This is a genomic window from Serratia sp. (in: enterobacteria), assembly GCF_052400455.1.
Classification (GTDB): Bacteria; Pseudomonadota; Gammaproteobacteria; order Enterobacterales; family Enterobacteriaceae; genus Serratia; species Serratia ureilytica.
In genome coordinates this window covers 4485886-4499310 of the sequence record NZ_CP185812.1, presented here as the reverse complement: position 1 = coordinate 4499310, position 13425 = coordinate 4485886, and the positions used below count along the sequence as shown (strand labels likewise).

Below are 13425 nucleotides of genomic sequence, written 5' to 3'. Positions count from 1 at the left end.
TAACTGCGCAGCCAACAACGCTGCGGCTTGAAAGATGACGGGTATATACTGAGGACTACTATGCGAAACTGGCAGGCTCCAACCCGACGCACCGCGTTGTTCCTGGCGCTGCTGGCCGTGACCGGCCCGGCGCTGCATGCTGAGGATGCAATGAACTCCACGTCATCTCATTTTGCCTATATCGGCACCTACAATCCCAACGGCGAAGGCGTTTACCGAGTGCGGGTCGATCCGGCCAGCGGCGCGTTGAGCCAGGTTACGCTGGTCAGCAACGTGCCGAATCCGGCGCAGCTGACGCTGGGCGTCGGCGGCAAAACGCTGTATGTCGCCAGCGAAGTGGCCGATTTCAACGGCGGCAAGCACGGCGGCATCACCGCCTACCGGATCAATCCGGCCGATGGCGCACTGACGCAGCTCAACCAGGTGGATTCGCAGGGGGCAGGGCCGGTGTATCTCACCCCGACGCCGGACGGGCGGCATCTGCTGGTGGCGAACTACGTCAGCGGCAGCGTGGCGGTCTTCCCGATTGAAGCGGACGGCAGCCTGGGCGCCGCCAGCTCGCTGCAGCAGCAACAGGGCCCGGCGGGCGCGGCCAAACCGGCGGCCGCGGTGGACGGCAGCTTCGCCGTCAGCGATCACAACGGCCCGCATGCCCATATGATCGCCAGCGATCCGAGCGGCAAGTTCGTGTTCTCCACCGATCTGGGATTGGATCGCATCTATCAATGGCGCTTTGACGCGGCGAGCGGCCGGCTGACGCCGAACGATCCGCCGTGGATCGCCGCCTCTTCCGCCGGCGCGGGGCCGCGTCACTTTGTGTTCCATCCGGACGGCGAAACCGTGCTGCTGGTGAACGAAGAGGCCTCGACGTTGACCAGCTACCGTTTTGATCGCCAAAAAGGTACTCTGAAACAACTGCATGCGGTTTCCGCGCTGCCCGCCGACTATCAGGGCACCAGCTTCGCTTCGGGGCTGGCGCTCAGCAAGAACGGCGACACGCTGTACGTCGCCAACCGGCTGCATAACAGCATTGCCCAGTTCAGCGTGGGCGCTGGCGGTGAGTTGAAACCGGTGGCGGAAACCTGGACGCGTGGCGATTATCCGCGTTCGCTGGCGCTGAGCCCGGATGGCCGCTATCTGTATGCGTTGAACCAGCGCAGCGATAACGTCACCCGCTTCAGCGTCAACCCGACGGACGGCAAACTCAGCTTTGTGGGCGGCTATCTGCCGATCGGCAGCCCCTCGCAAATGGCGTTCCTGCCGCCGCCGAAGTAACCCGCGGCCCGCCCGGTTCACCGGGCGGACCGCCTGATTGACGGACACAGAATGGTGCGATTTCCTTACCCGCGTTTGGCTTACTTGTTCGATGCTTTGCAAACCGAGACTTTGCCGCAGGATGAGCTGGCGAAGCGTTTCGCCGTGTCTACCCGCACGGTGCGGGCGGATATCACCGCGCTGAACGAGATCCTGGACAAATACGGCGCGCGCTTCGTGCATAGCCGCGGGGCCGGCTATCGTTTGCAGGTCGATAATGCCGCGCTGTTCAGCGCCCTGCAGCATCAGGAGCGCCGCAAACACGCCACCCCGCGCAGCGCGCAGGAGCGGGTGCATTATCTGCTGGTGCGTTTTTTGACCTCAGCCTTCTCCCTCAAACTGGAGGATTTGGCTGACGAGTGGTTCGTCAGCCGCGGCACGCTGCAAAACGACATGGCTGAGGTGAGAGAGCGTCTGGCGCACTATCAATTAACGATCGAAACCAAGCCGCGTTACGGCATGAAGCTGTTCGGCGCGGAGATGGCGATCCGCGCCTGCCTGACCGACCTGCTGTTCCAGCTGCAGCTGGCCGACGCCGAGAACCCGCTGCTCAACAACGAGATCCTGCTGCAGCCGCAGGTGGCGGCGTTCGCCGGATTATTGCACCCGCTGCTGTCGCAATACGCCATTCGCCTGACCGACGAGGGCGAACAGTACCTGATTTTCTACTGCGCGGTGGCGCTGCGGCGCATCAACGATGGCTATCCGCTGTCGGACTTCGAGGTGGAGGACGGCGACGAGGCGGTGCGCCAGGTGTCGACCCGCCTGGCGGCGGAGCTGCGTGCGGCTTCCGGCAAAGAGATCTCGATGGCCGAAGAGGCCTATCTGCGGGTCAATATCGCCGCGCGGCGCGTGCAGGACGTGCAGCCGACCGAAATCAACGCCGACGATGAAGAAGCGCTGGTGGACTACATTCTTTCCTACATCAACGCACACTATAACTACAACCTGCAGGGCGACGAGCAGCTGCGGGCCGATCTGCTTACCCATATCAAGACCATGATTACGCGGGTGAAATACCAGATCAACATCCCCAATCCGCTGTTGGCCAACATCAAGCAGCACTATCCGATGGCTTACGACGTGACGCTGGCGGCGGTCTCCAGCTGGGGCAAGTACACGCCTTATACGCTGAGCGAGAACGAAATCGGTTATCTGGTGCTGCACATCGGCGTGGGGCTGGAGCGACATTACAACATCGGTTATGAACGCCACCCGCAGGTGATGCTGGTGTGCGACACCGGCAACTCGACGGTGCGGATGATCCAGGCGCAGATTGCGCGCAAGTATCCGCAGCTGGTGATGACGCGCATCGTCTCGCTGCGCGATTACGAGATGCTCGCGCACATCGACGAAGACTTCGTGATTTCCAACGCCCGCATCGGCGAAAAGAACAAGCCGGTAGTGGTGATGTCGCCGTTCCCGACCGATTATCAGCTGGAGCAACTGGGCAAACTGGTGCTGGTGGATCGCACCAGGCCGTACATGCTGGAGAAGTTCTTCGACGCCGAGCATTTCATGGTGCTCAACGAGCCGCTGACGCAGGCGGAACTGTTCAGCCGGGTGTGCGGCCAGCTGGAGCGGGAAGGGTATGTCGGCGCGGACTTTTATCCGTCGGTGGTCGAACGCGAGGCGATCGTCTCCACGCTGCTGGGCGAAGGCATCGCGCTGCCGCACTCGCTGGGGCTGCTGGCGAAAAAGACCGTGGTGGTGACGCTACTGGCGCCGCAGGGCGTCGCCTGGGGCGAAGGCGAAGTCGCGCACGTGATTTTCCTGCTGGCGATCAGCAAGAGCGACTATGAAGAGGCGATGGCGATCTATGAGCTGTTCGTCACCTTCGTGCGTGAACGCTCAATGAGCCGCCTGCTGGGCAGCGGCAGCTTCGACAGCTTCAAAGCGGTGGCGCTGGACTGCCTGAGCCGGAGTTGAGGGGCTAATCCGCTTCCGGCAGGAATAGGGCTGGGGGCAGATTGAAGCGTTTGGCCAGCGCCATAATGTGCGGAATGGTCAGCGATCTTTTGCCGTTCAGGATTTGGTTGACCAACGACTTTTTGCCGATCTCATGTTCAAAATCACTTTGGCTGAGTTGGTGCTGTTCCATCAATACGCGAAGCGCGGCCACCCCCTGTGGGAGTTGGGCGATACGCTGGTTGAATGCGGTAAATTCGGCGCTGTTGTCTTCATATTCGGCGATTTTTTTTGCCAACATGTCAATCAGCGGATGGCGTTCATCGTTTTCCAGCAGATATTCCACCAATTCGAGCGCTTCTCGGTAGTCTTGCTGAGCGTGGCTGCCCTGCAATAAGGGTACGGCGCGCAGTAGCGCATCGGCCGCCTTAATGGCATCTGTAATCATGACGAACTCCTTCGATAGTGCTGCATCAGCTTGTCGTATTCGGCGTGGCTAACGATATGCTTTATGAAGACTTTCTGTGTCTCGAAGCTGGCAAAGAACAAGATCCGCAGGTGGTTGCCGCCGACGTCAATGACCCACCATTTCTCTTTGTACTTCATACGATCGAGCGAAGGAAAAAGCGCTTTTAACTCGTCCGGCGTGCGGAACTCGCCCCGTCGCAACGCTTTATAAATGGCCTCGAGAGCAGTGGCTTCATTGGGATATTGCTTCGTTGCGTTATTGAACGGTTCCCTGGAAATGATATGCATCGTTCCTTCGATTCCTACCCGGTGAACATTATAGCGACTGCCGGTGAGGTTCACAAATTGTAAACTTTCTGTTGTCCCGCAAGCAAAGCGTGGGGAAACATCCGCCTGTTGTCTGTTTTTGCGTTACACACTATTGCGATTACCGTGGTGGGGGTAAATCCATGACGTGAATTTACAGGCGGTTACGGCTGATTCTGGAAGCGGATTCGCAAAATGAGAAACGGGAGGGCTACACTATGGGAGGGGCGGAGGCAACACATGCGCCGAGGCGACGCATGGGAAGAGTCTCAGCGACTAATCTTCATCAAACCCGGAGTTGAACAGCTCGACCACCGCCGCCAGCGCGTTGACTTCATCGGGGCCGGTCGCTTCGACTTCGATGTGCCGACCCTGGGCGGAGTCCAGCATCAGCAGCGCGATGACGCTGCTGGCTTCGGCTTCGGTGCCGCTTTCGTTGCGCAGCATCACTTCGGCGTCGAAACTTTGCACCAGTTCGAACAGTTTCATCGCCGGGCGCGCGTGCATGCCCAGCTTGTTTTTGATTTCAACCGTCTGTTTGACCGTCATTGCTTGCGCTTTTCCAGCGTGCGGTGGCGCGATTGTACGTTCTTGCCGCGCGAGCGGAAGTAATCGGCCAGCTGTTCCGCCACGTACACCGAACGGTGTTTGCCGCCGGTACAGCCGATGGCGACCGTCAGGTAGCTGCGATTGTTGGTTTCCAGCATCGGCAGCCACTGTTCCAGATAGCTGCGGGTCTGGTAAATGAAGTTATGCACTTCGGTATGGCGATCGAGGAACGACGCTACCGGCTTGTCCAGACCGGTCATCGGCCGCAGCTTCGGATCCCAGTGCGGGTTAGGCAGGAAGCGCACGTCGAACACGTAGTCGGCGTCGATCGGAATGCCGTGCTTGAAGCCGAAGGATTCGAACACCATCGTCAGTTCGCGCTCGCGCTTGCCGAGCAGGCGGGTGCGCAGCATTTCGGCCAGTTCGTGCACCGACATTTCCGAGGTGTCGATAATCAGGTCAGCCCGCGAGCGCAGCGGTTCGAGCAGATCGCTCTCTTCGTCGATCGCGCTTTCCAGCGACAGGTTTTTGCTGGAGAGCGGGTGCAGGCGGCGGGTGTCGCTGTAACGGCGGATCAGCGTGTTGCGATCGGCGTCGAGGAACAGCAGCTGCGGCGAGAAGCTGTCCGGCAGCTGAGTCATCGCGTATTCGAACACTTCCGGCGATTCCGGCATGTTGCGCACGTCGATGCTGACCGCCGCGGAGATATTGCGTTCCGCCAGCGTATTGGCGAGCTGCGGCAGCAGAACCACCGGCAGGTTGTCAACGCAGTAAAAACCCATGTCTTCCAGCGCCCGCAAGGCGACGGATTTTCCGGAACCGGAACGGCCGCTGACAATCATCAGCACCATGTGGCAACTCCCCTGGCATCGCGGCGGCGTTCATCGCCACCGTTAAACTTTGTTATTCCGGCCGCAGCCGGATCCATCATCGTAAAACAGTATCGTTATCCGGGCTGGAAGTCACGCCGGCCGGGCATCACTCGGTGATGATTTGGTAAAGTTCTTCGTCGCTCTGCGCGGCGCGCAGGCGGCGGCATACGGTTTTGTCTGCCAGGCGTTTGGCGACCAGCGACAGCGTATGCAAATGGGTTTTGCACTGATCGGCAGGCACCAGCAGCGCAAACAGCAGATCGACCGGCTGATTGTCGATAGCGTCGAAAGCGATGGGTTGGTCGAGACGGATAAACACGCCAACGGCCCGCAGTGTGTCCTCTTCCAGTTTGCCGTGGGGAATGGCGATACCGTTGCCGATACCGGTGCTGCCCATGCGCTCCCGGGTGAGAACCGCGTCAAACACCACCTGCGAAGGCAGATTGAGCTGTTTGGCGGCCAGTTCGCTGATAATTTCCAAAGCCCGCTTCTTGCTGGTGCAGTGTACCGAGCTTTTGGTGCACTCGATGTTTAACACCGAGCTTAATTGCATATATTCGTTGTTCATCTCATCTTCACTTAAAACCGCGCCGCCGGGCGAACCCGGCAAGGCGGTTTTTCGTCGGTTTTGACCCTGATTACCGTTCGGCGCGTCACCCATGCGGGTCACGCGCCGAAGGGAGAGGCGGCGACGGATGCCGCCTCACGGAATGGGTCAGGGTGTCAGTGTTGCTTCAATTTGTCTTTATGTTTGTTCAATTGACGTGCCAATTTGTCGATCAGCGTATCAATTGCGGCATACATATTCTCGTCTTCCGAGGTGGCGTGCAACTCGCCTCCATTCACGTGCACCGTTGCTTCCGCAATTTGCTGCACTTTTTCCACACTTAATACAACATACACCTGATTGATGCGATCAAAATACTGTTCGAGTTTGGCGAACTTGTTGTTCACGAACTCGCGCAACGGATCGGTGATTTCGATGTGGTGTCCGGTAATGTTGAGCTGCATAGTGTCTTCCTTCTCAATAGAGGTCAAACCAACTGTTTGCGCTGGTTCGACGGCGGGATGGACAAAGACTCTCGGTACTTGGCGACGGTGCGCCGGGCCACGATGATCCCCTGATCGGCGAGCAGGGTGGCCAGCTTGCTATCGCTGAGCGGTTTGGCGGGGTTTTCCGCCGCAATCAATTTCTTCACCAACGCGCGGATCGCCGTCGAGGAGGCTTCGCCGCCGCTGTCGGTATTCACGTGGCTGGAGAAGAAATATTTCAATTCGAAAATGCCGCGCGGGCTGTGCAGAAACTTCTGCGTGGTGACGCGCGAGATCGTCGATTCATGCATCTCCACGGCCTGGGCGATATCCGCCAGCACCATGGGTTTCATAAACTCTTCGCCTTGCTCGAAGAACGCCTGCTGCTGATCGACGATGCAGCGGGTGACCTTCAGCAACGTCTCGTTGCGGCTCTCCAGGCTTTTAATCAGCCACTTGGCTTCCTGCAGGTTGCTGCGGATGAACTGGCCGTCGGCTTCGCTGCGGGCGCTGTTGCCCAGCGCGGCGTACTGCTGATTGATCTTCAAACGCGGCACGCTGTCGCCGTTGAGCTCGACCGTCCATTTGTTCTGCGTTTTGCGCACCAGCACGTCCGGAATGACGTATTCCGATTCGCCGGTATTGATCGACTGCCCCGGGCGCGGATCGAGCGACTGAATCAGCAGCATCGCTTCTTTCAGTGTATCTTCTTTTAGCCGGGTTGATCGCATCAGGCTGCGAAAGTCGTGGTTGGCCAATAGATCCAGATGCTCGCTGATGATCAGCCGCGCTTCGGCCAGATAAGGCGTATCTTTGGCGTATTGGGAGAGCTGCACCAGCAGGCAATCGCGCAGATCGCGCGCGGCGACGCCGATCGGATCAAAACGCTGCACGCGCTTCAGCACCGCCTCGACTTCCTCGAGGGTCACGTTCTCGTCGCCCAGGCTTTCCAGAATGTCTTCCAGCGGGACGGTGAGATAACCGGTGTCATCCACCGCGTCGACGATGGAAGTGGCGATGGCGGCGTCGGTATCGGAAAACGGCGTCAGATCCACCTGCCACATCAGATAATCCTGCAGCGTTTGGGTGGTCTCGCCCTGATAGACCGGCAGCTCGTCGTCGCTGTAGTCGGTGCCGGTGCCGGACGGCGTGCCCGCGGTATAGATTTCATCCCAGGTGGCGTCCAGCGGCAGCTCTTCCGGCATGTCTTTCTGCTCCAAGGCCTCGCGGGTATCGAGCCCCTCGGTCTCCTGGGTTTCTTTGGCGTCGATTTCGTCGTGCAGATCGGTCTGTTCAAGCAGCGGATTGCTCTCCAGCGCCAGCTGGATCTCTTGCTGAAGCTCAAGCGTGGACAACTGCAGCAGGCGGATCGCCTGCTGGAGCTGAGGTGTCATGGCCAGCTGTTGGCTGAGCCTGAGTTGCAAACCTTGCTTCATAGTTTTCTGTCTACTTCCGTTAACGGTGTCGTCCCGCAGGACGCGCCGGCGCTTAGAGGCGGAACTCTTCGCCCAGATAAACGCGTTTAACCTGCTCGTCGGCCAGAATAGCATCCGGCGTGCCGTGGGCAATCAGTTTGCCCTGGCTGACGATGTAGGCGCGTTCACATACGTCCAGCGTCTCGCGCACGTTGTGGTCGGTGATCAGCACGCCCAGGCCGCTGTCACGCAGGTGCTCGATGATTTTCTTGATATCGATAACGGAAATCGGATCCACCCCGGCGAAGGGTTCGTCCAGCAGAATGAATTTCGGGTTGGCCGCCAGCGCGCGGGCGATTTCGACGCGGCGGCGTTCACCGCCGGACAGCGCCTGGCCGAGGCTGTCGCGCAGATGGGAGATATGGAACTCTTCCATCAGCTCTTTGGCGCGGTCTTCGCGCTGTTCGCTGGTGAGGTCGGGGCGAATCTCCAACACCGCCATCAGGTTGTCGTACACGCTCAGGCGGCGGAAGATCGACGCTTCCTGCGGCAGGTAACCGATGCCGCGGCGCGCACGGGCGTGCAGCGGCAACAGGCTGATGTCTTCTTCGTCGATCACGATGCGCCCGGCGTCGCGCGGCACGATGCCGACCACCATGTAGAAGGTGGTGGTTTTACCGGCGCCGTTCGGGCCGAGCAGGCCGACGATCTCGCCGGATTTCACTTTCAGGCTGACGTCTTCGACAACTTTACGGCCCTTGTAGGCTTTCGCCAGGTTTTCTGCGATGAGTGTTGCCATAAGTGATTAGTTACTCTTTTTTTGCCCGTTTTTGTCTTGCAACTGCGACGGTACCAGAACCGTTGTCACGCGTTTGCCTTTGTCGCTAAACGCCTGCATTTGCTGCTGTTGCACCAGATAGGTGATGCGATCGCCTTTCACGTTGCTGTCGAGCTGCTCCAGATAGGCGTTGCCCGTCAGGGTCACCAGCTGGGTCGCCACGTCGTAACGCACTTTCTGCGCGTGGCCTTTGACCGGCTTGCCGCTGTCCTGCATCTGGTAGAAGGTTACCGGGTTGCCGAACGCTTCAATATAGGTCTTATTCTGATCTCCGCCCGGACGGGTGACCACCACCTTGTCAGCGCGGATATCGATGGTGCCCTGTTTGATCACCACGTTGTCAGTAAAGGTGCTGACGTTGCTTTGCATATCCAACGACTGCTTGAGCGAGTCGATGCTGACCGGCTGGCTGGAGTCGGATTTCAGCGCCAGAGCAGGGGCGCTGGCGGCCAAAACTAAGCTGCCGATCAACAGATTACGGAGTTGGTTTTTGGTTCTGGATTTCATAGTTGGTCTTAACCTTATCAATCAGCTCAGCGGTTTTGGTCCGCAGGTTCCCACGCATTTTCATGCCGTTAGAGGTAAAATTGGTCCCGTAAAGCGTGACTTCGTCATCGGAGGTGACGTCCTGGGTGACCAGGTTTACCTGAGCGTTGTCCGTCTTAATTTTTTCCAGCTGCGAGGTGGTGGTCAGGCTGTTTACCTCGACGTGGCCATACAGATACAGCATCCGGTCTTTCGTCAGTTTGGCGCGATCGGCGCGAACTGACCAGGTGGCCACCGCATTCTCGTCGAACAGCGTCATCACCGGCTGGGTGAACCAGCTCAGCTCGCCGGCGGTGTAATACTTCGCGTCTTCCGCCACCAGCTTATAATTCAGTTTACCGGCCGGATTGTACACCACGGTGACCGTGTGCTGGCTCTGGTAGGTCGGATCCTGATCGTTAGCCGGGCCAGGAGCCGTATCGTCGCTGAAGTCCGTCATGTTCCAGCCGATCAGCGCCAGAACGATCACCGTCAACAGGATGGTGATCCAAAGTTTGGTTTTACTCATATCGACAGCCCTTTGGCGTCCTCCAGCTTATTTTGAGCCAAAAGAATGATGTCGCACAGTTCGCGCACCGCGCCGCGGCCGCCGGCAATGCGGGTGACGTAGTGGGCTCGCGGCGTCAGCAGCGGATGAGCGTCCGCGACCGCGACCGCCAGGCCCACCTGCGCCATCACCGGCCAGTCGATCAGGTCATCGCCGATATAGGCGACCTGATCCGCCGTTAACGACAGTTTATCCAACAGTTCGCGGAAGGCCAAAAGCTTATCGGATTGCCCCTGATAAAGATGGGTGATGCCGAGCGTTTGCGCGCGGTCTTCCAGCAGCTTGGCGGAGCGACCGGTAATGATCGCCACCTCGATGTCGGAGGTTTTCAGACAGCGGATGCCGTAACCGTCGCGCACGTTGAACGCCTTCAATTCTTCACCGTTGTTGCCCATGAAGATCAGGCCGTCCGACAGTACGCCGTCAACATCGCAAATCAACAGGCGGATGTTCCCGGCACGCGCCATAACCTCTTGTTCTACCGGCCCGTAGCAGGTTTCTACCATACCCATTCCGTTCTATTCCTTAATTAAACGACGCCGGCGCGCAGCATGTCATGCATATGTACCACACCCAGCAACTGGTCGCCATCGGCAACCAGCAGCGCGGTGATGTGGCGTTGCTGCATCAGATTCAGCGCATCGACCGCCAGGATGTTGGGGCGCACCCGCACGCCGCCCGGCGTCATGACATGGGCGATCTTGGCTTCGTGCAGGTTGATGCCCATATCGAACACCCGGCGCAGGTCGCCATCGGTAAAGATGCCGGCGATTTTCATCAGATCGTCGCAGATCACCGTCAGACCCAGATTTTTGCGGGTGATTTCCAGCAGCGCGTCGCGCAATGAGGCGTCGGCGCTGACGTGGGGCATTTCGTCGCCGCTGTGCATGATATCGCTAACCCGCAGCAGCAGCTTGCGGCCGAGTGCGCCGCCCGGATGCGACAGCGCGAAATCTTCCGGCGTGAAGCCGCGCGCCTTCAGCAGCGCGACGGCCAGCGCATCGCCCATCACCAGCGTGGCGGTGGTGCTGGTGGTCGGCGCCAACCCCAGCGGGCAGGCTTCCTGCGGCACCTTGATGCACAGGTGGATGTCCGCCGCCTTGCCCATCGAACTTTCCGGATTGTTGGTCATGCAGATGAGGGTGATCCGCTGCCGTTTCAACACCGGGATCAGCGCCAGGATCTCGCTGGACTCACCGGAGTTGGAGATGGCGAGCACGATATCCTGCGGAGTGACCATGCCCAAATCGCCATGGCTGGCTTCCGCCGGGTGCACGAAGAATGAGGGGGTGCCGGTGCTGGCGAAGGTCGCGGCGATCTTGCAGCCGATATGGCCGGATTTGCCCATGCCCATCACCACCACTTTGCCGCCGCAGGCGGCGATCGTTTCGCAGGCGCGGGTGAAGTCTGCGTTGATGTAGCTGTCGAGCTGAGCCAGCCCGTCACGCTCTATCTGAAGCACTTCTTTGCCGGCCTGTTGAAAATCGAAGCCCGGTTGCAACTCAATGTTCGACATACTCATTCCCGTCGGTTTAGCCGAAAGTACTGAAAGGGTTAAAGAACAGCACCGCAAGATACGCAATAAAGCCGCATAATAACAGCGCGCCGGCCAGGTGGCCGATGCGGTGTTTGCGGCCGATGCACAGCACGCTCAGCAGCACGCTGGCCGCCAGCATCACCCAGTAATCGCGCTGGAAGGCGGCGGCGTCCACGCTGCCCGGCGACAGCAGGGCGGGGACGCCCAGCACGATCACCGTGTTGAAAATATTGGAGCCGATGATATTGCCAATCGCCATATCATCTTCGCCCTTTAATGCTCCGGCGATGGACGTGGCCAGCTCGGGCAGGCTGGTACCGATGGCGATAATGGTCAAGCCGACCACCAGTTCGCTCAGGCCGAAATAGTGCGCGATCACCGTCGCGTTATCGACCACCATTCTGGAAGAGAGCGGCAGAATGATAAACGCCAGCACCAGCCACAGCACCGCCACGGTATTGCTGCTGTCCTGCGGCAGTTCGGCGATCTGCTCCATGGTCAGGCTGTCGCTGCCCTCGCGCTGCGCCAGCCGGGCGATTTTCAGCATCAGCAGGATGAAACCGGCGGCGGCGGTCAGCAGCAGCACGCCATCCAGCCTGCTCAGAGTGCCGTCCATCAACACGAAACCGCATAATACTGTGACCGCTAACATCAGCGGCAGTTCGCGCCGCAGTATTTCCGATCGTGCAGCCAGCGGGTGAATCAGCGCTGCGACGCCCAGGATCAATAAAATGTTGGTGATGTTGGAACCTAATACGTTGCCAACGGCCATATCTATCTGCCCGTTCAACGCGGCGGTGGTGGACACGATCAGCTCCGGCAGCGAGGTGCCGATGCCGACGATGGTCATGCCGATGATCAACGGCGGCACGCCAAGCGAACGGGAAATCACGGCAGCACCATAAACTAAGCGGTCTGCACCATACACCAGTAGAAATAAACCAACGATTAATAATGCTATTGCGAGAAACATGCAGGGTCCTTTGTCGGGTATTATCCCGGTTCGTTGGTTAAAGCCGTCAATGCGGCGGTATTGCTTGCCCTCCGGTGCGTGCGCTTGAGCGCAGCAACGGTTTTTCCCGGCTAATTGTTGAACACTTTCGTTTTTTTTCGTTATGGCGCCAATTTTGACCGGGTGGCGCGGAAAAGTAAAACCAATGGCATCATTGGTTGCGAAATGGCAGTAAGTTTTTGTAAAGATGAGACGGATTGCGCCCATTGCTTTAACATCACGGGTAGATTCAGCAAAGATGAGTCGTAAAGGGTCCATTAACATGCTCCAAAAGGCAGATAATTTGGTCGAAGTGCGCGACATGAGCTTCTCGCGCGGCGACCGGCGGATATTTGAAGACATCAACCTGACGGTGCCTCGCGGTAAGATCACGGCGATCATGGGGCCGTCGGGCATCGGCAAAACCACGCTGCTGCGTCTGATCGGCGGTCAGCTGACGCCGGACCGCGGGGAGATTTGGTTTGACGGCGACAACATTCCCGCATTGTCCCGCCGTCAGTTGTACGACGCGCGCAAAAAGATGAGCATGCTGTTCCAGTCGGGCGCGCTGTTCACCGATTTGACCGTATTCGAAAACGTGGCCTACCCGTTGCGTGAGCACAGCAACCTGCCTGAGCCCCTGCTGCGCAGCACGGTGCTGATGAAGCTGGAAGCGGTCGGGCTGCGCGGTGCGGCGCAGCTGATGCCCAATGAACTCTCCGGCGGCATGGCGCGCCGGGCGGCGTTGGCGCGCGCGATCGCGCTGGATCCGGAGATGATCATGTTCGACGAACCATTCGTCGGCCAGGATCCGATCACCATGGGGGTGCTGGTCAAGCTGATCGACGAGTTGAACCATGCGCTGGGCATTACCTGCATCGTGGTGTCGCACGACGTGCCGGAGGTGCTGAGCATCGCCGACTACGCCTATATCGTGGCCGATCACCGGGTGATTGCCGAAGGCACCACGCAGCAATTGCAGAACAATCCTGATGCGCGCGTGCGCCAGTTCCTGGATGGTATAGCGGATGGACCGGTGCCGTTCCGCTATCCGGCCGGGGATTATCAGACTGAACTGCTAGGATTAGGGAGTAAATAAGCT

The 13425-nt window shown here is 59.0% G+C and carries 16 protein-coding genes; 3 read left to right on the top strand and 13 right to left on the bottom strand.

Annotated elements, in window-relative coordinates; all coding sequences use genetic code 11:
* The first annotated feature begins 60 nt into the window (after nt 1–60).
* Together ACORQT_RS21660 and ACORQT_RS21655 are read left to right on the top strand one after the other, a co-directional pair.
* Nucleotides 61–1275: a lactonase family protein gene (locus tag ACORQT_RS21660; protein WP_042785438.1), complete on the top strand. Its 1215-nt coding sequence runs from the start codon at nt 61–63 to the stop codon at nt 1273–1275.
* A 51-nt stretch (nt 1276–1326) separates the two neighbouring features.
* Nucleotides 1327–3243, top strand: a complete 1917-nt coding sequence (locus ACORQT_RS21655) for a BglG family transcription antiterminator (RefSeq protein WP_164057045.1) — start codon at nt 1327–1329, stop codon at nt 3241–3243.
* Between the two features lie 4 nt (nt 3244–3247).
* Here the strand turns inward: ACORQT_RS21655 and ACORQT_RS21650 are convergent, their stop codons facing one another.
* The 13 genes from ACORQT_RS21650 to ACORQT_RS21590 form a co-directional block, all read right to left on the bottom strand.
* Entirely contained in the window at nt 3248–3670 is a 423-nt protein-coding gene (locus tag ACORQT_RS21650) for a helix-turn-helix domain-containing protein (protein WP_033644489.1), read from the bottom strand.
* Nucleotides 3667–3978 (bottom strand): type II toxin-antitoxin system HigB family toxin, encoded by a 312-nt coding sequence (locus ACORQT_RS21645; protein WP_004937033.1) that lies wholly within the window; start codon nt 3976–3978, stop codon nt 3667–3669. The genes ACORQT_RS21650 and ACORQT_RS21645 overlap by 4 nt, the downstream gene beginning before the upstream one ends.
* Before the next feature lie 294 nt (nt 3979–4272).
* Nucleotides 4273–4545, bottom strand: a complete 273-nt coding sequence (npr, locus tag ACORQT_RS21640; RefSeq protein ID WP_004937034.1) for a PTS phosphocarrier protein NPr — start codon at nt 4543–4545, stop codon at nt 4273–4275.
* Nucleotides 4542–5396 carry an RNase adapter RapZ gene (gene rapZ, locus ACORQT_RS21635; protein WP_015379177.1) on the bottom strand — a complete coding sequence of 285 codons (855 nt, stop codon included), beginning with the start codon at nt 5394–5396 and terminating at the stop codon, nt 4542–4544. Before rapZ ends, npr begins: the two co-directional genes overlap by 4 nt.
* 127 nt (nt 5397–5523) lie before the next feature.
* Nucleotides 5524–5985, bottom strand: coding sequence for a PTS IIA-like nitrogen regulatory protein PtsN (gene ptsN / locus ACORQT_RS21630; protein WP_016930212.1), 462 nt, complete (start codon nt 5983–5985; stop codon nt 5524–5526).
* A 155-nt stretch (nt 5986–6140) separates the two neighbouring features.
* Nucleotides 6141–6428, bottom strand: coding sequence for a ribosome hibernation promoting factor (gene hpf, locus ACORQT_RS21625; protein WP_004937038.1), 288 nt, complete (start codon nt 6426–6428; stop codon nt 6141–6143).
* A 23-nt stretch (nt 6429–6451) separates the two neighbouring features.
* Nucleotides 6452–7885: an RNA polymerase factor sigma-54 gene (gene rpoN, locus ACORQT_RS21620; protein WP_004937039.1), complete on the bottom strand. Its 1434-nt coding sequence runs from the start codon at nt 7883–7885 to the stop codon at nt 6452–6454.
* A gap of 52 nt (nt 7886–7937) precedes the next feature.
* Nucleotides 7938–8663, bottom strand: a complete 726-nt coding sequence (gene lptB / locus ACORQT_RS21615; RefSeq protein WP_004937040.1) for an LPS export ABC transporter ATP-binding protein — start codon at nt 8661–8663, stop codon at nt 7938–7940.
* Nucleotides 8664–8669: 6 nt separating this feature from the next.
* A complete protein-coding gene (lptA, locus tag ACORQT_RS21610; RefSeq protein WP_025160121.1) occupies nt 8670–9209 on the bottom strand; it encodes a lipopolysaccharide ABC transporter substrate-binding protein LptA in 540 nt (179 codons plus the stop codon).
* A complete protein-coding gene (gene lptC / locus ACORQT_RS21605) occupies nt 9178–9756 on the bottom strand; it encodes an LPS export ABC transporter periplasmic protein LptC (protein ID WP_033644491.1) in 579 nt (192 codons plus the stop codon). Before lptC ends, lptA begins: the two co-directional genes overlap by 32 nt.
* Complete coding sequence (gene kdsC, locus ACORQT_RS21600; protein WP_021505108.1) at nt 9753–10307, bottom strand: 3-deoxy-manno-octulosonate-8-phosphatase KdsC; 555 nt, start codon at nt 10305–10307, stop codon at nt 9753–9755. Before kdsC ends, lptC begins: the two co-directional genes overlap by 4 nt.
* Nucleotides 10308–10324: 17 nt before the next feature.
* A complete protein-coding gene (gene kdsD, locus ACORQT_RS21595) occupies nt 10325–11311 on the bottom strand; it encodes an arabinose-5-phosphate isomerase KdsD (RefSeq protein ID WP_164057046.1) in 987 nt (328 codons plus the stop codon).
* 16 nt (nt 11312–11327) lie between these two features.
* Nucleotides 11328–12305: a calcium/sodium antiporter gene (locus ACORQT_RS21590; RefSeq protein WP_033644493.1), complete on the bottom strand. Its 978-nt coding sequence runs from the start codon at nt 12303–12305 to the stop codon at nt 11328–11330.
* A 301-nt stretch (nt 12306–12606) separates the two neighbouring features.
* Here ACORQT_RS21590 and mlaF point away from each other — a divergent pair, with 301 nt between their 5' ends.
* Complete coding sequence (gene mlaF / locus ACORQT_RS21585) at nt 12607–13422, top strand: phospholipid ABC transporter ATP-binding protein MlaF (RefSeq protein WP_033644494.1); 816 nt, start codon at nt 12607–12609, stop codon at nt 13420–13422.
* Nucleotides 13423–13425 lie beyond the last annotated feature (3 nt).